16 protein-coding genes and 1 pseudogene are annotated in these 20,502 nt (G+C 75.0%); 10 read left to right on the top strand and 7 right to left on the bottom strand.

The features are described 5' to 3' along the window. Window positions 1-253: 253 nt before the first annotated feature. The gene (locus tag KBX37_RS02275; RefSeq protein ID WP_210774102.1) at window positions 254-997 is read right to left on the bottom strand and encodes a metallophosphoesterase; all 744 of its coding nucleotides are present in this window, start codon (window positions 995-997) and stop codon (window positions 254-256) included. Between the two features lie 299 nt (window positions 998-1,296). Between KBX37_RS02275 and KBX37_RS02280 the strand changes: the two genes are divergently transcribed. Next, window positions 1,297-1,788 (top strand): DUF3592 domain-containing protein, encoded by a 492-nt coding sequence (locus KBX37_RS02280; RefSeq protein WP_210774104.1) that lies wholly within the window; start codon window positions 1,297-1,299, stop codon window positions 1,786-1,788. A gap of 63 nt (window positions 1,789-1,851) precedes the next feature. Here KBX37_RS02280 and KBX37_RS02285 read toward each other — a convergent pair whose 3' ends face one another. Then, window positions 1,852-2,529 (bottom strand): Crp/Fnr family transcriptional regulator, encoded by a 678-nt coding sequence (locus KBX37_RS02285; protein WP_067306583.1) that lies wholly within the window; start codon window positions 2,527-2,529, stop codon window positions 1,852-1,854. A gap of 222 nt (window positions 2,530-2,751) precedes the next feature. On the opposite strand from KBX37_RS02285, the gene KBX37_RS02290 reads away from it, so the two are divergent. The 6 genes from KBX37_RS02290 to KBX37_RS02315 are packed head-to-tail and all read left to right on the top strand — an operon-like array spanning window position 2,752 to window position 8,095. Continuing rightward, window positions 2,752-3,414, top strand: a complete 663-nt coding sequence (locus tag KBX37_RS02290; protein ID WP_210774106.1) for an adenosylcobinamide amidohydrolase — start codon at window positions 2,752-2,754, stop codon at window positions 3,412-3,414. A gap of 56 nt (window positions 3,415-3,470) precedes the next feature. After that, window positions 3,471-4,628 carry a CapA family protein gene (locus KBX37_RS02295; RefSeq protein WP_210774108.1) on the top strand — a complete coding sequence of 386 codons (1,158 nt, stop codon included), beginning with the start codon at window positions 3,471-3,473 and terminating at the stop codon, window positions 4,626-4,628. Between the two features lie 51 nt (window positions 4,629-4,679). Further along, the gene (nth, locus tag KBX37_RS02300) at window positions 4,680-5,459 is read left to right on the top strand and encodes an endonuclease III (RefSeq protein ID WP_088959914.1); all 780 of its coding nucleotides are present in this window, start codon (window positions 4,680-4,682) and stop codon (window positions 5,457-5,459) included. Further along, complete coding sequence (locus KBX37_RS02305) at window positions 5,456-6,166, top strand: TlpA disulfide reductase family protein (protein ID WP_210774110.1); 711 nt, start codon at window positions 5,456-5,458, stop codon at window positions 6,164-6,166. The genes nth and KBX37_RS02305 overlap by 4 nt, the downstream gene beginning before the upstream one ends. Beyond that, window positions 6,163-6,858, top strand: coding sequence for a CoA pyrophosphatase (locus KBX37_RS02310; protein WP_210774118.1), 696 nt, complete (start codon window positions 6,163-6,165; stop codon window positions 6,856-6,858). The genes KBX37_RS02305 and KBX37_RS02310 overlap by 4 nt, the downstream gene beginning before the upstream one ends. Before the next feature lie 58 nt (window positions 6,859-6,916). After that, on the top strand, window positions 6,917-8,095 hold the full coding sequence (locus KBX37_RS02315) for a MarP family serine protease (protein WP_210774120.1): 1,179 nt from the start codon (window positions 6,917-6,919) through the stop codon (window positions 8,093-8,095). Between the two features lie 35 nt (window positions 8,096-8,130). Here KBX37_RS02315 and KBX37_RS02320 read toward each other — a convergent pair whose 3' ends face one another. From KBX37_RS02320 to eccCa, 4 genes are all read right to left on the bottom strand, one after another. Beyond that, entirely contained in the window at window positions 8,131-8,853 is a 723-nt protein-coding gene (locus tag KBX37_RS02320; protein WP_210774122.1) for a phosphatase PAP2 family protein, read from the bottom strand. Window positions 8,854-8,883: 30 nt separating this feature from the next. After that, the gene (locus KBX37_RS02325) at window positions 8,884-9,684 is read right to left on the bottom strand and encodes a phosphatase PAP2 family protein (RefSeq protein WP_210774124.1); all 801 of its coding nucleotides are present in this window, start codon (window positions 9,682-9,684) and stop codon (window positions 8,884-8,886) included. 42 nt (window positions 9,685-9,726) lie between these two features. Next, window positions 9,727-11,088 carry a type VII secretion-associated serine protease mycosin gene (gene mycP / locus KBX37_RS02330; RefSeq protein ID WP_210774127.1) on the bottom strand — a complete coding sequence of 454 codons (1,362 nt, stop codon included), beginning with the start codon at window positions 11,086-11,088 and terminating at the stop codon, window positions 9,727-9,729. Between the two features lie 75 nt (window positions 11,089-11,163). After that, a complete protein-coding gene (eccCa, locus tag KBX37_RS02335) occupies window positions 11,164-15,117 on the bottom strand; it encodes a type VII secretion protein EccCa (protein WP_210774129.1) in 3,954 nt (1,317 codons plus the stop codon). Between the two features lie 101 nt (window positions 15,118-15,218). Between eccCa and eccD the strand changes: the two genes are divergently transcribed. After that, complete coding sequence (gene eccD / locus KBX37_RS02340; RefSeq protein ID WP_210774131.1) at window positions 15,219-16,619, top strand: type VII secretion integral membrane protein EccD; 1,401 nt, start codon at window positions 15,219-15,221, stop codon at window positions 16,617-16,619. 162 nt (window positions 16,620-16,781) lie between these two features. On the opposite strand, the gene KBX37_RS02345 is transcribed toward eccD, so the two are convergent. Further along, window positions 16,782-17,288 carry an inorganic diphosphatase gene (locus KBX37_RS02345; RefSeq protein WP_210774133.1) on the bottom strand — a complete coding sequence of 169 codons (507 nt, stop codon included), beginning with the start codon at window positions 17,286-17,288 and terminating at the stop codon, window positions 16,782-16,784. Between the two features lie 639 nt (window positions 17,289-17,927). Here KBX37_RS02345 and dacB point away from each other — a divergent pair. Further along, a pseudogene (gene dacB / locus KBX37_RS02350) lies at window positions 17,928-19,363 on the top strand (D-alanyl-D-alanine carboxypeptidase/D-alanyl-D-alanine-endopeptidase). Between the two features lie 66 nt (window positions 19,364-19,429). Beyond that, window positions 19,430-20,497 carry a zinc-dependent metalloprotease gene (locus KBX37_RS02355; RefSeq protein ID WP_210774135.1) on the top strand — a complete coding sequence of 356 codons (1,068 nt, stop codon included), beginning with the start codon at window positions 19,430-19,432 and terminating at the stop codon, window positions 20,495-20,497. The last annotated feature ends 5 nt before the right edge of the window (window positions 20,498-20,502 follow it).

The raw sequence follows: 20,502 nt of genomic DNA on the forward strand, positions 1-20,502 counted from the left end.
GCGCCATCTCCAAACACCGCGCCAAGGGCGCCATCGACCGCACCAACTACCACCACACCATCGCCATCAAGATCCTCAACACGACGGCGTTGACAACCAACCCACCCCCTTAACTGAACGGCATTGGCCCTAGCAGCCGCCCGCACCGGCCATCGCGCGGGCCGCACCGGCCGTGCCCAGGCGCACCGGCCGCTCCGGACGCGTGAGCCGCGCAGCATCGCACGGCGGAGTTTTCTGCTCAGGTTCGCCGGGGTCAGCGACCGTCCCGGGGGCCGAACACGGTGAGCGCGTCGAAGTCGCTGTGCCGGGAGCGGAGGTACTCGTCGGCCCACGCGGCGGCATCGGGAAAGCCCGACTCGGCGGCGACCCGGGCGCAGGCGGCATCCACGTCGAACGGGGTGCGGCGCAGTTGCACGCCCGGCCCGAGCAGGGCCCACCACGCCCCGGCACCGCCGTACGGCATGCCGACGCTGCCCGGGTTGACCACCAGGCGGCGGTCGACGAGCCGGGTGAACGGCATGTGGGTGTGGCCGCAGACCACCGTGCCGACCTCGGCCGGCAGCCCGGCGAAGACCTCCGCCCAGCGTTGCATCCGGGAGTCGACCAGGACGACCTCCTCGTCGTTCCGAGGCGTCGCGTGGCAGAAGAGCACCTGGCCGAGGCCGCCGACCGGCAGGGTCACGGTCAGCGGCAGCGCGGCGAGCAGGGCGACGTGGTCGTCGCGGAGCTGGCCGGCGGCCCAGTTCGACACCTCGAACGGCGACGGCCGGCCCGCGTGCGCCTCGACCAGCTCGCGGTCGGCGTTGCCGCGTACCCAGCGGACCCGGTCGCCGAGCGAGACGAGCAGGTCCAGCACCTCGACCGGCTGCGGTCCGGCGGCGATGTCACCGGTGAGCACGATCAGGTCGGCGGCGGCCACGTCCGGCTCGGCCAGTACGGCCTCCAGCGCGGGCAGCGCACCATGGACGTCGGAGAGGACGGCGACACGTTCACGCATCGCCCCAGCCTGGCCCCGACCCGCGCCGGAGTCCAGGAATTCTGCGCCGGGCAGACCGCGCCGGGATCGCCGGCACCGCCCACCTTGGTGCCGCCGTCTACCGTGAGCCGCGATCGCCAGGCGGGAGGCGGGCGGGCGGGAGGCGATGGATGGCCAGTCGGAACGAGCGGCGCAGGCGACGCAGGCAACCGTCGGCCGTGGCGTCGACCGCACCGGTTGACCCGGTGCAGCGCGAACCACGGAGCCGATGGCGCCCCGGTTACTGGCTGCGGCACCCGGCCTTCGCTGCCGTTCTGGTGGTGAGTCTCAGTGCGCTGACCTTCATCGCGTGCGGCGTCGGCAGCCTGCTCGAGGCACGGGACCTGCGGGAGCGGGGCGAGTCGGCCGTTGCGGTGGTCGTCGAGGCCCGCGAGTTGCGGCGGGGGTCGTCGTTGAAGGTGGGGTTCACGACGACTCAGGGCGAGAGGGTCGTGGCAGAGGTGGCCGGACCGCCCGAGGACCTGCCAACCCCCGGCGAGCGGCTGACCGTGGTCTACGACCCGGAGGATCGAGACTTCGTCTACCTGCGGAGCGACAAGCCTTACGAAAAGGGGGGTTGGCTGATCCTCGGGGGTCGGCTGTTCCTCACGATCGGTCTGCTGGCCACCGCGATCTACCTCGCCTACCTGCGGTGGACCTGGCACCGCTGGCGCAACCAGGCCGAGCGGTGGCGACACCGCCAGCCCGTGCCCAGGATCGGCAAGCGGCAGGACCCGTGGCGGACGGAGCAGCGCGACGATTCGTTCCCGTGACGCCGAAGGGCCGGCCCGGACCCCAGGACGGCGGGCCGGGCCGGGACGTTCGTCTCGACCTGGTCAGACCCGCGCGCGGCGGGCCAGACGCTCCGGGTCGAGGATGATGATGCTCTTGCCGTCCAACCGCAGCCAGCCCCGCGAGGCGAAGTCGGCCAGCGCCTTGTTGACCGTCTCCCGGGAGGCGCCGACGAGCTGGGCGATCTCCTCCTGAGTGAGGTCGTGGGTCACCCGCAGCACGCCGCCGTCGCGGGTGCCGAAGCGGCCGGCCATCTGGAGCAGGTTCTTGGCGACCCGGCCCGGCACGTCGGTGAAGATCAGGTCGGCCAGCGAGTCGTTGGTCCGGCGGAGCCGGCGGGCCAGCACCCGCAGCAGCTGCTCGGCGATCTCGGGCCGGTTGTTCAGCCAGGGCCGCAGCGCCTGCTTGCGCAGCCGCACCAGCCGGGTGTCGGTGACCGCGGTGGCCGTGGCCGTACGCGGACCGGGGTCGAAGAGCGACAGCTCACCGACCATGTCCGACGGGCCCATCACGGCGATCAGGTTCTGCCGGCCGTCGGCCGCCCGACGCCCGACCTTGATCTTGCCCGACAGGAGGATGTAGAGACTGTCGCCGGGCTCGCCCTCGTTGAACACGATCTCGCCCTTGCGGACGTCGATCGTCTCCATCTCCTTGGCGAGCGCCTCGGCAGCCTCCGGGTCGACACCCTGGAAGATCCCGCTGCGGGCCAGTACCTCGTCCATCGCGCACCTCCGGTTGCGCGTCGCCGTCCGTCGGCCGGGTCCGCCGTCCGCTTATCCCTCGCGCGCCGACAAGTCTAGGCGCACGTAAGCACGAATCAGAGGCGCACCCCTGGAATCTTGATCCTTGGACGTAACCTTCCCGCCCTGATCAGGGGCTAGTATCGCGCGGCTGCTTCCGGGTGGTGACCGGGCGTTGCCGTCGATGGCCGTAGGGTGACGGGCGTGCTGAGCGACCCCACCCTGACCAGCCGTCCCGAGGACGGCCGGGACATCCCGCTGCTGGTGTGGCGCGCCGGGACGCCCCTGCGGGCGGCCAGCTCGGGCCCGCTCGGCGGCGGGATCGGCGTCCGGAACTGGGTGGTGAACGCGACCGTGCCGATGTCGTACCACCGGGACGACCCGGCCGCCCACCTCGCCGCGCTGGCCGGCGGCCTCGGCCTGGCCGGACCCGGGATCGGCCTGCTCACCGGGGTGGACGTCGCCGAGGTGGTGGCCCGGGCCGACACCGGCGTGCGGGCCTGGGCGACGGTCGGGCTGGGCATGCCGGTCTGGGCCGCCGCGCCGGCCCCGGCGGCGCCGGCCCAGCGGGTGGGCACGGTGAACATCGTCGTGTACGTCCCGGCGGCGCTCGGCGACGCCGCGCTGGTCAACGCCGTCGCCACGGCGACCGAGGCGAAGGCCCAGGCGATCTGGGAACTCGGCCTGCCCGCCACCGGTACGCCCACCGACGCGGTCACCGTGCTCTGCCCGGCCGACGGCCCCGCCGAGCCCTACGGCGGCCCCCGGTCCACCTGGGGCGCCCCGCTGGCCCGGGCCGTGCACGCCGCCGTCCGCGACGGCGGGTCGCTGCCCTGCGTGCCCTGGTCCGACCGGCGGGCGGGCTGAACTTTGGTCTGAAAGGCCATCGTCGTGCCATTACCTACCGGGTAGGGTCGCCAGCGATGCCCGCTCCCGCACCTACCAGGACCCGCCGCCGTGCCGCGCTCGCCGTCGGCGCGGTCCTCGCCGTGCTGCTCACCGCCGGCTGCGGCACGTCGGACGACGACGCCACGCCGGTCTGGCAGCGCGGTGGCGGTGGGGGCGCCACCGGTGCACCGGTCCCGTCCGGCGGCGCCTCGGAGCCGGCCGGCGAGGCCGTCTCGCTCTCGGCGACCGGCGACATCATCATGGGCAACGCCCCCTCCCGGCTCCCCGCCAACGGCGGGCGGGGCTTCTTCGACGAGATCTCCGACGCGCTCGCCGCCGACCTGGTGATGGGCAACCTGGAGGAGCCGCTGACCGAGGACACCGGCACCGGCAAGTGCGGGGCGAACTCCACCGCCTGCTACCAGTTCCGGGCCCCGTCCAGCTACGCCGCCCACCTGAAGGACGCCGGCTTCGAGCTGCTCAACCAGGCCAACAACCACGGCTACGACTACGGCCCGCAGGGGTACGCGAACACCCAGAAGGCGCTGGAGAAGCAGGGCCTCAAGCACACCGGCGCCCCGGACCAGATCACCGTGGTCGAGGTGAAGGGCGTCAAGATCGCGGTGGCCGGCTTCTCGTCGTACCCCTGGTCGAACAGCCTGACCGACATCGACGCGGCGACGGCGGTCATCGAGAAGGCCGCCACCATGGCCGACCTCGTCGTGGTCCAGGTGCACATGGGCGCCGAGGGGGCCGACAAGACCAAGGTCAAGCCGGGCACCGAGCTGTTCTACGGCGAGAACCGGGGCGACCCGGTGAAGTTCTCCCACGCCATGATCGACGCCGGGGCGGACCTGATCGTCGGGCACGGCCCGCACGTGCTGCGCGGCATGGAGTTCTACCAGGGCCGGCTGATCGCCTACAGCCTCGGCAACTTCGCCGGCGGCGGCCGGTCGCTCAACCCGAGCGGGCGGCTCGGCTGGGGCGGGGTGCTCAAGGTGTCGCTCAAGCCGGACGGCACCTTTGCCGGCGGCTCCTTCACCTCCACCCGGATGAACTCCGTCGGCAAGCCGACCATGGACTCCGCCGACCAGGGCCTCGGGCTCATCAAGCAGCTCAGCCGGGCCGACTTCCCGCGGACCGGGGCCCGGTTCGACGCCGACGGCAGGATCAGCGCGCCGCAGGCCGGCTGAGCCGGGCGTGGGCCCGGCGGGTGGTCGCCCCGGCGACGTAGGCTGGCCGGCGTGACCATCAGCTCCACCGAGACGGACCTCGGCCGGACCCGGCGCGCCCGGCGGATCGGCCGGGCGCTGACCGAGGCGCACCCCGACGCGCACTGTGAACTCGACCACTCCAACGCGTTGGAACTGGCCGTCGCCACCATCCTCTCCGCGCAGTGCACCGACAAGAAGGTCAACGAGGTCACCCCGAAGCTCTTCGTCCGCTACCCGACGGCGGCGGACTACGCCGGGGCCGACCGGGCGGAGCTGGAGGAGCTGATTCGGCCGACCGGTTTCTACCGCAACAAGACCGACTCACTGATCAAGCTGGGCCAGGCCCTGGTCGAGCGGTACGACGGCAGGGTCCCCGGCAGGCTGGCCGACCTGGTGACGCTGCCCGGGATCGGCCGCAAGACCGCCAACGTCATCCTCGGCAACGCCTTCGACGTCCCGGGGATCACCGTCGACACCCACTTCCAGCGGCTCGTGCAGCGCTGGAAGCTGACCGCGCAGACCGACCCGGTGAAGATCGAGCACGAGATTGGCGCGCTCTTCCCCAAGCGCGAGTGGACCATGCTCTCGCACCGGATCATTTTCCACGGGCGGCGGGTTTGCCACGCCCGCAAGCCGGCCTGCGGGGCCTGCACGCTGGCGAAGCTCTGCCCGTCGTACGGGACCGGGCCGACCGAGCCGGCCGCCGCCGCGAAGCTGCTCAAGGGCCCCCGGGCCCGGGACCTCGCGGCCGCCGCCGGGGTCGACCCCGAGCTGGTGCCGCGGCAGGCCGTCGCCGCGGAGGTGCCGTGAACCGGCGGCTGGCTGCCCTGCTCGTCCCCGCGCTGCTGGCCGTCGCCGGCTGCACCGCCACCGGTCAGGGCAGCGCCACCACCCCGACCGCCCGGGCCGAACGCCCCTCGCCGTTCGCCGACTGCGCGACGCTGACCCGCCCGCCGGCCGCGACCGGTGCCGCCGCCCCGTCCGGTGCCACCGCGCCCGGCTCCACCACGCCCGGCTCCACCACGCCTGGCGCCGCCACGACCGGCACCGCGACGCCTGGTGCCGCCGCGCCGACCGCCAGCGGAGCCGTCGGGGCGGTGCTGCCGAGCCTGATCCTCTCCTGCTTCACCGGCGGCACGCCGGTGGCGCTGCGCGACGTCCGGGGCCCCGCCGTGGTCAACGTCTGGGCCTCCTGGTGCCCGCCCTGCCGCAAGGAGCTGCCCGCCTTCCAGCGGCTCAGCGAGCGTGCGGCCGGCCGGCTCCAGGTGATCGGCGTCAACAGCCGAGACACCCGCAGCGCCGCCCAGTCCATCGGCGAGGACTACGGCATCCGCTTCCCGATGCTGTTCGACCAGGGCGAGGCGCTGCAACGCGAGCTGGGGCGCAACGCCCTCCCGCTGACCCTCCTCGTCGACGCGCAGGGCCGGGTACGCCACACCGACGCCACCGGCGCCCTCGACGACGCCCGGCTCGCCGCGCTGGTCCGGCAGCACCTCGGCGTGCAGGTTTCCGCGTGACTCGCCCGCCGGCCTGGATCGACCCGTTGCTCGGTCGGCTCGGCACCGCCCGGGTGGAGGATTTCACCCGGCTCACCACCCCGGAGGAGGGCGGCCGGGAGAGCGCGGTGCTGGTGCTGCTCGGCGAGGAGCCCGGCGTCGGCCCGGACGTGTTGGTGCTCCAGCGGGCCGCGACCCTGCGCAACCACGCCGGCCAGCCGGCCTTCCCCGGCGGCGCGGCCGACCCGGTGGACGCCGACGCCTCCGCGACCGCGCTGCGCGAGGCGAACGAGGAGGTCGGCCTCGACCGGGCCAGCGTGACCGTGCTGGCCGAGCTGCCCAGGCTGTGGATCCCGGTCAGCGACTTCGTGGTGACCCCGGTGCTGGCCTGGTGGCACGCGCCGCACCCGGTGCACCCCCGGGAGCCGGCCGAGGTCGCCCACGTCGCCCGGCTGCCCGTCGCCGAGCTGGTCGACCCGGAGAACCGGATGCGGGTACGTCACCCGAGCGGCTGGATCGGACCCGCCTTCTCCGTGCGCGGCATGCTGGTCTGGGGCTTCACCGCCGGGGTGCTCGCCACGCTCCTCGAGATGGGGGGCTGGGCCCGTCCCTGGCCGCGCGGCCGGGTGATCGAACTGCCGCCCGTCGGGGCCACGCCGGCGCCCTCCGCCGGCACCGACGAGGTCGACGAGATGGCTGGCCCGCTGACCTGACCGTCACGTTCCGCAAGCGCGACGCCCCGGTCGTGCCCGGTGCCCGTACCCTTGACGGGTGTCCGTCGTGGATCTCGTCCTGCTCCTGCTCATGCTCGTGTTCGCGATCAGCGGATACCGCCAGGGCTTCGCCATCGGGGCGCTCTCGCTCTCCGGCTTCTTCCTGGGCGCGCTCCTCGGCCTTCAGGTCGGCCCGATCTTCGCCCGGCAGTTCGTCGACAGCGGCACCCGGGTGCTGATCTCCCTGGTCGCCATCTTCGGGTTGGCCGTGCTCGGGCAGGCGCTCGCCGGCTGGCTCGGCTCGCACCTGCGCAGGACGATCACCAACGACGTGGCGAAGCGGGCCGACGACATCGGCGGCGCGTTCGTCTCGCTCTTCGCCGTGATGCTGGTGGCCTGGCTGGTCGCCGTCCCGCTGGCCTCCTCCCCGCTGCCCTGGCTGTCCGCCTCGGTCAAGAACAGCGCGCTGTTGACCGTGGTGGACCGGGTGCTACCCGACCGGGCCCAGGAGCTCTCCACCGCCCTGCGCGACACGGTGGACACCGACGGCTTCCCGGACGTCTTCAACGGCCTGGGCCGCACCCAGGCGCGGCAGGTCTCCCCGCCCGACCCGGCCCTGGCCGGCTCCCAGGTGGTGGCGAACAGTCAGCGGTCGGTGGTCAAGGTACTGGGTTCCGCGCCGAGCTGCGCGCGCCGCATCGAGGGCTCCGGCTTCGTGTACGCCGACGACCGGGTGATGACCAACGCGCACGTGGTGGCCGGCACCCGCTCTGTCGCCGTGGAACTGCGCGGCGAGCGGTACGACGGCGAGGTGGTCGTCTACGACCCGGACCGCGACCTCGCCGTGCTGCACGTGCCCGGGCTGCCCGGCCCGTCCCTGCGCTTCGCCGCCGGGCAGGCCGGCAGCGGCTCGGACGCGATCGTGCTCGGCTTCCCCCTCGACGGCCCGTACGACGCCCGCCCGGCCCGGGTGCGCGACGTCGACCGGATCACCGGGCCGGACATCTACTCCTCCGGCGACGTGACCCGGGAGATCTACACGATCCGGGCGCTGGTCCGCAGCGGCAACTCCGGCGGACCGCTGGTCTCCTCCAACGGCCTGGTGCTCGGCGTGATCTTCGCGGCGGCGGCGGACGACCCGAACACCGGTTTCGCGGTCACCGCGGCGGAGGCGCGGTCGGTGGCGCTGGCGGGTGCGGAGCGTACCCGCGGGGTGGGCACGGGCGACTGCACCTGAGGCCCGCCGCGGCGGCCGGGTGACCGCGGCCGGGGTCAGCTCCGGGCGCGGGCGGCGGCCACGTCCCCGCCCGCCGGGGTGACCCCGGGCAGCCGGGCCCGGCCCCAGTTCAGCGTCCGGTCCAGCACCGCCCGGGCCATGATCGCCACGCAGGTGCCGCCGTTGACGAAGGACGCCACCACGTCGCTCGGGTGGTGCATGCCCCGGTACATCCGGGTCAGCGCCACCCCGACCGGCACCAGGACCAGCAGGGCCCACCAGGTGACCTTGCCCGCGGTGCTCCTCGCCCGCAGTGCCAGCAGCAGCGCGATGCCGACGTAGAGCGCCACCGCCGCCGAGGTGTGCCCGGACGGGAAGCTGGAGGTGGGCGGCGAGACGTCCATGTGCTCGACGGCCGGGCGACGCCGGTCGATGGCCATCGTGGTCAGCAGGAAGACCAGCGCCTGGGCGCTGACCGCGGCGCACAGGAACAGCGGCTCCCGCCACCGGTGCAGCGCCAGCCGCAGGACCAGCGCCGCCACCGCGGTGACCAGGACGATCACCTGGGTGCTGGCGAGCGTGCTGAACACCAGCGAGACGTCGTTCCAGCCGCCGGTGCGGTCGGCGGCCAGTTCCCGGTTGACCGCGTCCTCCACGGTGAACGGCCAGGCCCGGTCCAGCACCCGGGTGACCAGCACCCCCAGCAGGACCATGAAGGCGAGCAGCAGGGCCACCGGCACCAGCACCCGCTTGACGACCTGCACCGCGAAGTCGGACATGGGCCGCCCGTTACCCCCGCCGGGCCACAACTACGCGTCGGGCTCGTTCCGGTCGTCGGCCAGCTCCGGTTCCACGCCCTCGGTGGCGGGCCGGGCGGCGGGCCGGCCGGTCCGCTCCCGCCACGTGGTGAACGCGGCGGAGGTCGCCGCCACCACCGCCACGCCGAGCAGCCAGCCACCCAGCACGTCACTGGTCCAGTGCACGCCGAGCGCCACCCGACTCAGCCCGGTCACCCCGGCGATCAGCAACGCCGCCACCCAGAGCGCCATCCGCCCCGCCGTCCGGCCCCGGACGAACGGCAGGAAGACCAGCAGCAGCACGCCGGCGGCCAGGGTGGCGTTCAGCGCGTGCCCGGACGGGTAGGCGAAGCCGGCCGCCCGGGCCACCGGGTCGAGCAGGTCCGGTCGGCTCCGGCCGACCAGCAGTTTCAGCAGCGCGCCGAGCAGCCCGCCGACGGTCATCGTGGTGACCACCCAGAGGGCCAGCCGGCGGGCCCGGCGGCTCCACAGCCAGACCACCACGGCCAGCGCCGCCACCCGCAGCGGCCCCGGGCCGAAGACGGTGGTCCACCCGTTCATCGCCCGCGCCCAGCCCGGGTGGTCGACGGCGTAGCGGTGCAGCACGTCGGTCACCACCGCGTCCAGGTGGTGCAGCGGCGGCCAGGCACCCACCACCAGCACGGCCAGCAGCGCGAACGGCACCAGCACCAGGAACGCCGCCGCCGAGGTCAGGGTCAGCCGCAGGCCCAGTGAGTGGTCGCGGTCCAGGCGTCGACCCCGCCAGGAGCGGGCCGACGGGCGTACGGAGGTGCGCTGGCCGGAATTGCTCATGGCGTCAGCTCTTACCCAGCGACGCGGCCGATCAGGCCGGGGTCAGCGGCCGACCAGGCGGAATCGGCGGATCATCAGCGCGGTGCCGGTGACCAGGGCGACGAGGATGGCCACGCCGGTCCAGAGCCGGCGCGGCGCGGTGTCGTCCTCGACGCCGGCGGGCTGGGCGGACCAGCGGGTGTGCTGCCGGGGCGCGGTGAAGCCGAGCGGCTCGGAGCCGGTGCCGCCGGCCTCGGCGTCGTCGGTCGACCCGGGCGCCGGGCCGAAGCCGACCACGCCGGGGGAGGTCTGGTCGTCGAGCGGGTTGCGGTGCACCAGCGGCACGTCGGCCGTCACCGCGGCCACCGGGTCGACCAGGCCGTACCCGAAGCGGTCGTCCCGACCGGTGGGGCCGATGTCCTTCGCGGTGGCCAGCAGCCGGTTGACCACGTCCCCGGCGGACATCTCCGGGAACCGGGCACGCACCAGTGCGGCGGTGGCCGCCACCAGCGGTGCGGCGAAGCTGGTGCCCTGCACCCCCCAGTACCCGTCCGGTGGACGGGCCCCGACCAGGCGGGTGGCCGGCGCGGTGAGGGTGGTGGCGTGCCCGGTGATCGAGCCGGACCACAGGTTCTCGCTGCTGCCCTCCAGCCCGGCCACGGCGATCACGCCGGGCTCCCGGGCCGGGTACCAGACCTTGGGGCTGGACGAGGTGGCGACGTTGCCGGTGCAGGCGACCACGACCACGTCCCGGGCGAAGGCGTAGTCGAGCGCGGCGGCCAGCGCCGGGCTGTCGCCGCTGCCGCCCAGGGACAGGTTGATCACGCGGGCGCCGTTGTCGACCGCCCAGCGCACCCCCTTGGCGACGATCATCGCGTCGTCGTAGCGGTTCTCGTCGTCGAGCACCCGGACCGGCAGGATGCGGGCGCCCGGGGCCAGCCCGGCCACGCCCTTCCGGTCGTCGTTGCGCCCGGCGATCAGGCTGGCCACCGTGGTGCCGTGACCCACCGGGTCCGGCTCGTCGGCGCCGGCGGGGGAGACCAGATCGATGCCGGGCAGCACCTGGCCGGCCAGATCCGGGTGGGCGGCGTCCACACCGGAGTCGACCACCGCGACGGTGACCCCCCGGCCGGTGGAGGCGCTCCACGCGGTGCCGGCCCGCAACTCCTCGAGCTGCCACTGGTCGTCGCGGACCCGGTCGGCCCGGGCCGTGGTCTCCACCGGGACGAAACCCGGCTCGGCCAGCGGCGCGCCGGCGGCCCGCGCGGCGACGGCGACCGGTCGGGACGGGGCGGCCGACGCCGGTGGGGGCACCGCGCCGACGACCGTCACGGCGGTCGCCGCGACACCGAGCAACGCCCGGCCGGCGAACCGGTGGAGCGCGGTCGGGGAGCCGTGCCGAACCCTGGTCACATCCTCCGCCATTCATCGTCCATGACACGTGCTGCTCGGCAGATTACCGGTTTTCCCCTCCCCGGCGGGACGTTCCGCCGGACACGCTCACGGTGGGGGCAGATGTGCCAACTGGACCAGGCGTACGCCCTCACGCCGGGTGACCAGCCGGCCCCGCCCGGGCGGCAGCGGCCCGGGACGGACCTGCCCGACCAGCGGCCCCTCGTCCGGGCTGCCGCTCATCACCAGCCCGGCGGTGGAGAGCTCGCGCAGCCGCTGCACGATCGGCTCGTACTGGGCCCGGGCGGCGCCGCCGGAACGGCGGACCAGCACCAGGTGCAGCCCGATGTCGCGGGCCTGCGGCAGGTGCTCCTCCAGGCCGCGCAGCGGGTTCGCCGGGCCGCTGGACACCAGGTCGTAGTCGTCGACCAGCACGAACAGCTCCGGCCCCGACCACCAGGACCGCTCCCGCAGCTGCGCCGGGGTCACGTCCGGCCCGGGCAGCCGGGCCTGCATGTAGCCGCCGACCGACTCGACCAGCTCGGCGGTGTGCGCCGCCGCGCTGCCGTACCCGATCACGTGCGGGTCGTCGATCAGGCTGTACAGGCTGCGCCGGTAGTCGACCAGGATGATCCGGGCCTGCTCCGGGGTGAACCGGTCGATGATCGAGGTGGCCAGCGCGCGCAGGAACGAGGACTTGCCGCACTCCGCGTCGCCGAAGACCACGAAGTGCGGCTCGGTGGCGAAGTCCACCGCCACCGGGCGCAGGTCCGCCTCGGCCACGCCGATCGGGAAGGCCAGCCCGGTGGCGGCGGAGGTGTCGAGGTCGGCGTAGGGGAGCACCGGCGGGAGCAGCCGCACCCGCGGGGCGGGCGGACCGGACCAGGCTCCGGCGACCGCCTTCACCAGGTCGGCCGACTCGGTCCCGGCCAGCTGGGGCAGCGCGGTGAGGAAGTGCAGGCTCTGCGCGGTGATGCCCCGGCCGGGTGACTTCTCCGGCACGCCCGCCGCGGCGACCCGCTTCACCACCGAGTCCGCCGGGTCGCCGAGGCGCAGCTCCAGCCGGGAGCCGAACAGGTCCCGGATGGCCGGCCGGAAGTCCATCCAGCGGACCGCGCTCGCCACCACGTGCACCCCGTACGACAGGCCGCGGGTGGCCAGGTCGGTGACCAGCGGCTCCAGGTCGTCGTACTCGCCGCGCAGGGTGGCCCAGCCGTCGACCACCAGGAAGACGTCGCCGAACGGGTCGACGGTCGGCTGGCCGGCCCCCGCCAACCCGGACCGGCGCTGCCGCCAGGCCGCCATCGACTCGACGCCCAGCTCGGCGAAGCGGCGCTCCCGCTCGGCGAGCAGGGTGGCGATCTCGCCGATGGTCCGGCGCACCACCGTCGGGTCGGACCGCCCCGCCACCTGACCGACGTGCGGCAGGTCGCGCAGCGCGGCGAGCCCGCCACCGCCGAAGTCCAGGCAGTAGACCTGGGCCTCGGCCGGCGTGTGGGTGAGCGCCAGCGCGCAGATCAGCGTGCGGAGCAGGTGCGACTTGCCGCTCTGCGGCCCGCCGACCACCGCCACGTGCCCGGCGGCGGAGTCCAGCGCCAGCCAGAGCAGGTCGCGGCGCTGCTCGAAGGGCTTGTCCACCAGGGCCACCGGCACCTGGAGCGCGCCGTGCAGCTCCGGGTTGGCCACGGTGAGGCCGCGCTGCGGGTCGACGGCGGCCGGCCCGAGCAGCTCGTCCAGGGCGGGTGCGGTGTCGAGCGGGGGCAGCCAGACCTGGTGCGCCGGCGGGCCCTGCCCGGCGAGCCGGCCGACCAGCACGTCGAGCAGGTTCTCCGTCTCCTCCTCGACGGCGGGCAGCGCCGGGGTGGCCGGCTCCGGCACCGGCACCAGGTGGGTCGAGAAGGTCAGCAGCCGGGTGCCGTCGCCCGCGCCGCCACCGGCCGCCGCGCCGCGCCGGCGGACCGGCCCGGAGACGTACGCGGCCCTGAACCGGACCAGCGGGTCGGTGCCGGCGCGCAGGTAGCCGTGCCCGGGCGAGCGGGGCAGCTCGTGCGCGTCCGGCACCCCGAGCACCGTGCGGGACTCCAGCGCCGAGAAGGTGCGCAACCCGATCCGGTACGACAGGTGGGTGTCGAGCCCCCGCAGCCGCCCCTCCTCCAGGCGTTGGCTGGCCAGCAGCAGGTGCACCCCGAGCGACCGGCCCAGCCGTCCGATCTGGACGAACAGGTCGATGAAGTCCGGCTTGGCGGAGAGCAGCTCGGAGAACTCGTCGCAGATCAGCAGCAGCGAGGGCAGCGGGGCCAGCGGAGTGCCGGCGGCCCGGGCCCGCTCGTAGTCGCGCAGGCTGGCGAAGTTGCCGGCCCGGCGCAGCAGCTCCTGGCGGCGCATCAGCTCACCGTTGATGGCGTCCACCATCCGGTCCACCAGCGGCAGCGCGTCGGCCAGGTTGGTGATCACGGCGGCGGTGTGCGGCAACCGGTCGAAGGAGGCGAAGGTGGCGCCGCCCTTGAAATCGACCAGCACGAAGTTGAGCTGCTCCGAGCTGTGCGTGGCGGCCAGGCTGAGTACCAGGGTGCGCAGCAGCTCCGACTTGCCGGAGCCGGTCGCGCCGATCAGCAGGCCGTGCGGACCCATGCCGTCCTGCGCCGACTCCTTCAGGTCCAGCTCGATCGCGCCGCCGTCGGCACCGACCCCGATCGGCACCCGCAGCCGGTCCCGCCCCGAGCGGGGCGCCCAGCCCTGCTCGGCGGTGAAGCCCTCCGGGTCGCCGATGCCGAGCAGCTCGGGCAGGTTCAGCTCGGCCCCGGGGGCGGTCTCGCCCCCGCGTACGGTGGTGGCCAGCCGCAGCGGCGCGAGCCGGCGGGCCACCGCCTCGGCGTCGGCGACCTCCAGCCGGTCGGCGGTGCCCACCTCGGCGTGCCCCTCGCCCGACCGGGAGTGCAGCCGGTCGCCGCGCAGCTCGAGCAGGAGGGCGAAGCGGTCGAGCAGCCGCGGCGGCGGGGTGTCCAGGTCGATGACGGTGACCGCGTCGATGCCGCCGTCCCCGGCCAGCTCGGTCGCCCCGGTCAGGTCGCCGCCGTCGAGCAGGACCACCACGTGCGGCCCGTCGGTGGCCGGGCCGGCCGGGCTGAACCGGGACCGGCTGGCCAGCACCTCGTCGAGCAGCCGTTCCAGCTCGGCGGCGGAGCTGGTGACCAGCCGGACCGGGCCGAGCGCGTCGGTGCGGCCGGGGTGGTGGGCGTGCGGCAGCCACTTGACCCACTCCCAGAGCGCCCGCCGTTCCGGCCCGGCGCAGACCGCGATGAGCAGTTCGTCCGGAGCGTGGAAGACGGCGAGCTGGGTGAGCATGGCCCGGACCAGCGCCTGCGCCCCGGGCGAGCCGGTGCCGCCACGCGCGTCCCCCGCCGCACCGCGGACGAAGACCCGGGCGAAGCTGCGCATCGACAGCGCCACCGGCAGGTCCGGCACCACCGAGTACGCGTCGAGGAAGCGCCGCAGCGCCCCCGCGGTCATCGGTTCCAGCTCCTCCAGCGGCCGGGTGACCGGGGGGATCAGGGGCGTCGCCAGGGTCTGCGGGCCGACGGCCACCCGGACCACGGCGAAATCCGGGTCACCCGGCCGGCGCTCCCAGACCCGGTGGCTGTCGACGGTCGACCAGAGCCGGCCCGGGTCCGGGTGCCGGTAGAAGAGCCCGGCCCGCTGCTGGCCGGCCGTCTGCCGGACCCGGCGGCGCAGCGCGGCCAGGTGCCGCAGGTACTCGCGGCGGGCGGCCATCATCTCCGACTTCTTCGGGGTGCCGGCGGCGCTGCCCCAGGAGGTCACCAGCATCGCCACCGAGGAGAGCCCGAACATGCCGCCCACCACGTACGAGTAGGCGCCGCCGCCCCGGCCGAACATCATCGCCATCGCCACCGTGCCGCCCAGCATGGGCAGCACCATCAGCGCCTGCTGCCAGCGGCCGCCGGTCACCGCGGGGATCTCCGGCGGCGCCTCGACGGGCAGCTCACCGACCGGTATCTCCGGCGCCGGACGGCGCGGAGGTCGCTTGATGACGACAGTGGACACTGACCCTCCAAGGTGGCGCTCGGTAACCCGAGCCTGGCTCATGGTAGGTAAAGTCCTGTCGTCCGTCAGCCACCGCTCCCGCTTGATATGGAGATCAGTCGATGACTACCGGGCTGGCAAGGGTCACCATCAGCGCCCCGCAACGACGCGTCGACGTGGCCCTGCCGGAGCAGGTGCCCCTCGCCGAGCTGCTGCCCGAGGTGCTGCGGCACGCCGGCGAGGGGCTGGCCGACGACGGCGAGCGGCACGGCGGCTGGGTGCTGCGCCGCACCGACGGGGCGGTGCTGGCGACCGCGCAGGCGCTGCTCCCGCAGGGGGTGCGCGACGGCGAGGTGCTGCACCTCGTGCCGGCCCACGCCGAGTGGCCCGAGCTGGAGTACGACGACGTGGTGGAGGCGATCGCCGACGGCGCCCGCCGGCGCGGCAGTGCCTGGTCCCCGGCCGCCACCCGGGCCGCCGCGCTGTCCGGTGCCGCCGTGCCGCTGGCCGTCGGACTGGTCGCCGTCCTGGCCGGCGGGCCGCAGCACCGGGCCGGCTGGCCGCTGGCGGTCACCGTCGCGCTGCTGCTCGCGCTCGCCGGCACGGTCGCCTCCCGCGCGTACGGGGACGGCCCGACCGGCGCCACCCTCGGCGGGTACGCGCTGCCGTACGCCGCGGCGGCCGGCGCCCTCGCGGTCACCTCCGGCTACCCGGTCGGTGAGTTCCGGCCGCTGCCCTGGCTGGGCGCCCCCGAACTGCTGGCCGGCGCGGTGGCGCTGCTGCTGGTGTCGGTGCTCGGCCTGCTCGGCACCGCCACCCGGCTGCGGGTCTTCGTGGCCGGCGCGACCCTCGGCGCGGTCGGCGCGGCGGCCGCCCTCGGCGGGCTGCTGCTCGGGCCGGCCGAGACCGCGGCGGTGCTGCTCTGCGTGCTGGTCTTCGCCCTCGGCGGGCTGCCGCTGCTGGCGATCCGGCTGGGCAAGCTGCCGCTGCCGCCGATCACCCTGCCCACCGGCCCGACCGGCGGCCCGGACGGCGTGCGGGACCTGCCCGACCGGGCGCGGGTGCACGCGGCGGTGGCCCGGACCGAGGAGATGCTGACCGGGATGCTGATCGGGCACGGCGCGCTGGCGCTCGCCGCGGCGCTGGTGCTCGGCGTCACCGGTGGGCTGGCCGGGCGGCTGCTGGTGGCCGTCGTCTCGGCGGTGCTGCTGCTGCGCTCCCGGCTCTTCGTGGCGGTCCGCCACCGGGTGCCGCCCGTGCTGGCCGGGCTGGCCGGGTTCGCGGTGCTCGGCGTGGTGCTGGCCGCCGGGGCCGGCGATGCGGGGGTGCTGGCGCTGACCGTGGGTGGGCTGCTCGTGGCGCTCACCGCCGTGGCGGCCGGCACCACGTACGCCCGGCGGCCGGTGTCGCCGTACGTCGGTCGGGTGGCCGACCTGACCGACACCGCGCTGGTGGTCTCCGTCGTGCCGGTGGCCTGCGCGGTGCTGGGCCTCTACGACGCCGCGCGCGGCCTGCTGGGCTAGGAGGCTGTCGGGAAACCTCGCGACGGCTGCGACGGGCCCGGCCTCCAACGCCGCCGGATCGCCGCCTGGACTCCGCCTCGCTCGCCCCGAGGCTTCCCGACAGCCTCCGGGCAGACGACGAAGGGCCCGGGCGCGAGCCCGGGCCCTTCGAAGACGTGCTGGTCAGTGCGCGGTGTCGCCGCGCTCCTCGGCGTCCTTGGCCCGCTGGTACGACGCGTGGATCTCGGCCTCGGCCTCGACCCGGCCCACCCAGGTGGCGCCCTCGACCGACTTGCCCGGCTCCAGGTCCTTGTAGACCTCGAAGAAGTGCTGGATCTCCAGCCGGTCGAACTCGCCCAGGTGGTGGATGTCGCGCAGGTGCTCCTGGCGCGGGTCCTCGTAGGGCACGCAGAGGACCTTGTCGTCGCCGCCCTTCTCGTCCGTCATCCGGAACATGCCGATCGTGCGGCAGCGGATCAGGCAGCCCGGGAAGGTCGGCTCGGGGACGAGCACCAGCGCGTCCAGCGGGTCGCCGTCCTCGCCGAGGGTGCCCTCGATGAAGCCGTAGTCGGCCGGGTACTGGGTCGACGTGAAGAGGGTGCGGTCCAGCCGGATCCGGCCGGTCGCGTGGTCCACCTCGTACTTGTTTCGGTGACCCTTCGGGATCTCAACCGTGACGTCGAAATCCATCTCCCACGCTCCCTCGTCTGCCCACGCTGGCTGAACGGAACCACAGACGCCCCCGGTACGGGTGATTGGCCACCCACCGGCTCCGGACGCCGCATAGTCTTCGGACCGAAGTAGTGTCACCCAGGCTGGTTCCGGAGGCGGGAGGAGGGGGTCGTGGGGAGGGAAGATTCACACTACCGCCCGGAGGGGGTTGACGGGCGCGGGTCCGGTGGATCCGCGAGCGGACGGGTCCCGGTGCCCGGTGCGCACCCGTCCGACCGTTCTGCACCGCCCGGGCCCGGTGCCGGGCAGCCGCCGTCGGAGCCGGTCTCGCCGGCCTGGCCGGGCGATTCCCGCAACGCCGGCCGGTTCCCCGAGGTGAACCCGTCCGGTCGTCCCGCCGCCGGCTCCGCCCGCGTGCCGTCCGGGCCGCCGCCGGCCGCCGGGTCGGCCCGGGTCCCGCCGCCGACCTGGGACGCCCGGGCCACCGGGCCCGGCCAGGTGCACCGCGCCGGCCAGGGCCACGTCTACGGCGCCGCGCCGGTCTCGCCCTCGTCGGGTCCGGTCTCCCCGGCCGCCGGCTCCGTGCCCGTCGCCCCGCCGCCGGCTGGCGCCGGGCCGCGGGGTCCGCCGCCCCCCGCGCCGCGCCGGCGGCGCCGGCTGCTGCCGGTGGCGGCGCGCGCCACGGTGCTGCTGCTCGCGCTGGCCGGGGTCGCCGTGGTGCTCCGCCCCGGGCCGGTCGCCGGGTGGCTGGGCGACGACGCCGCCGGACCGGCCGCCGCCGCCCAGGCGCCGGAGCCCGACCCGTCGCCGGTGCTCGCCGGCCCCGACGCCAACGCCCCGCTGCCCACCGCCGCCGGGGTACGCGCCGCCGTGGAGCCGCTGCTCGGGGCCGCTGCCCTCGGCAGCCGGGTGAACATCTCGGTGGCCGACCTGACCACGGGCAGTCCATCTACGCCCGGGGCGGCGACGACGGCACGGTGCCCGCCTCGGTGACCAAGCTGGCGACCGGTGTGACCGTGCTGGAGGCCCGCGGCCCCGGGTACCGCATCCCCACCCGGGCGGTGGCCGGGGCGAACCCGGGCGAGGTGGTGCTCGTCGGCGGCGGCGACCCGACCCTCGCCGTGGACGGCAAGGGCTTCTACCCCGGCGCGGCCCGCCTCGACACGCTGGCCAAGCAGGTGAAGCAGGCGCTGGGCGGCACCGCTCCGACCAAGGTCGTCGTCGACTCCTCGCTCTTCCCCGGCCCGGTGCACGGCCCCGGCTGGGACGACGACATCCCGACCGGCGGCTACGGCGCGTCGATCACCGCGCTGATGACCGACGGCGCACGCAGCGACCCCGAGGCGGCCCGGAAGACCTTCGACGACACCCACGGCGCGGCCGAGCGGGTCCCGCGGCCCGACCTGACCGCCGGCCGCTCCTTCGCCCGCCTCCTCGGCCTCGGCGGGGACGCCAAGGTCACCCAGGGCACCGCCCCGCCGGCCGGCGGCGCCGCGGCCACCGGCGCCCCGGCGCCCGGCACCGAGCTGGGCAAGGTCGAGTCGCAGCCGATGATCCGCCTGGTCGACATCATGATCAGCGACAGCGACAACGTGATCGCCGAGGCGCTGGCCCGCCAGGTGGCGCTGGCCCGCAACAAGCCGGCGAGCTTCGTCGGCGGAGCGGCGGCGATGGACGAGGTCATCGGCGAGCTGGGCCTGCCGGCCGACGAGATCAGCCTCTCCGACGGCAGCGGGCTGTCCCGGAACAACCGGATCAGCCCGTCCCTGCTCACCGACCTGATCGCGCTCGCCGGCAAGGGCGACCACCCGGAACTGGGTGCCATCTTCGGCGGCCTGCCGGTCGGCGCCTGGTCCGGCACCCTGGGTGACCGCTACCGGGTCGACGCGACCGCCGCCGGCGCGGGGGTGGTCCGGGCCAAGACCGGCACGCTGACCGAGGTGCACGCCATCGCCGGTCTGGTCACCACGGCCGAGGGCCGGCTGCTCACCTTCGCGGTCCTCACCGACAAGGCCCCGGCCGGCGACTCGGACGTCAGCCGTCAGGCCCTCGACCGGATCGCCGGCGCCCTGGCCGGCTGCGGCTGCCGCTGACCCCGACCGCCGGAGCCCCTGCTCGCACGCCGGGCCGGGGTGTTCCGGCGCGGGTACGGTGGGTGCATGGCGCAGTTCGTGGACTGGGATCTGGCCGCCGCGACCGCGGGGGCGCTGGGCAAGTCGGGCCCCCGGGTGTCGTACGCCGAGGCCACCGACGTCGTCGTCGACCTGCGACGGCTCACCGAGGAGGCGGCCGGGCACGTCGCCGACTACACCGGGCTGCGCTCGCAGGTGACGCACCCGCCGGTGCGGGTGGTGGACCGCCGGGACTGGGCGGCCGCCAACATCGCCGGCCTGCGCGAGGTGATCACCCCGCTGGTCAACCGGCTCTCCGGCGACAAGCGTCCCGGGCCGCTCACCGAGGCGATCGGCTCCCGGCTGACCGGGATGCAGGCCGGCACGGTGCTCGCCTACCTCTCCGGCCGGGTCCTCGGCCAGTACGAGGTGTTCTCCGCCGACCCGGGGCAGTTGCTGCTGGTCGCGCCGAACATCGTCGAGGTGGAGCGGAAGCTGGAGGCGAACCCGCGCGACTTCCGGCTCTGGGTCTGCCTGCACGAGGTCACCCACCGCACCCAGTTCACCTCGGTGCCCTGGATGCGGGCGTACTTCCTCGGCGAGGTGAACGCCTTCGTCGACGCCGCGCAGGGCAGCGAGCACCTGCTGGAGCGGCTGCGCCGGGGCGTCGCCACCCTCTCCGACGCGATCAAGGACCCGGAGAGCCGCACCAGCGTGCTGGACATCGTGCAGACCCCGGCCCAGCGGGCCGTGCTGGACCGGCTCACCGCGCTGATGACCCTGCTGGAGGGGCACGCCGAGTTCGTGATGGACGGCGTCGGGCCGCAGGTCATCCCCAGCGTGGAGCGGATCCGGGCGGGGTTCAACCGACGCCGCGAGGCCGGCAACCCGCTGGAGAAGGCGATTCGCCGGCTGCTCGGTGTCGACGTCAAGATGCGCCAGTACGCCGAGGGCCGCAAGTTCGTGCACGGCGTGGTCGACCGGGTCGGCATGGACGGCTTCAACAAGATCTTCGACTCCCCGCTCACCCTGCCCCGGCTGAACGAGCTGGGCGACCCGGACGCCTGGGTGGCCCGGGTGCACGGGCCGGCCGGCGCCACCCCGACCGCCGGCTGAGCGGA

The organism is Micromonospora sp. U56 (assembly GCF_018070095.1).
In the GTDB taxonomy this organism is placed as follows: domain Bacteria; phylum Actinomycetota; class Actinomycetes; order Mycobacteriales; family Micromonosporaceae; genus Micromonospora; species Micromonospora purpureochromogenes.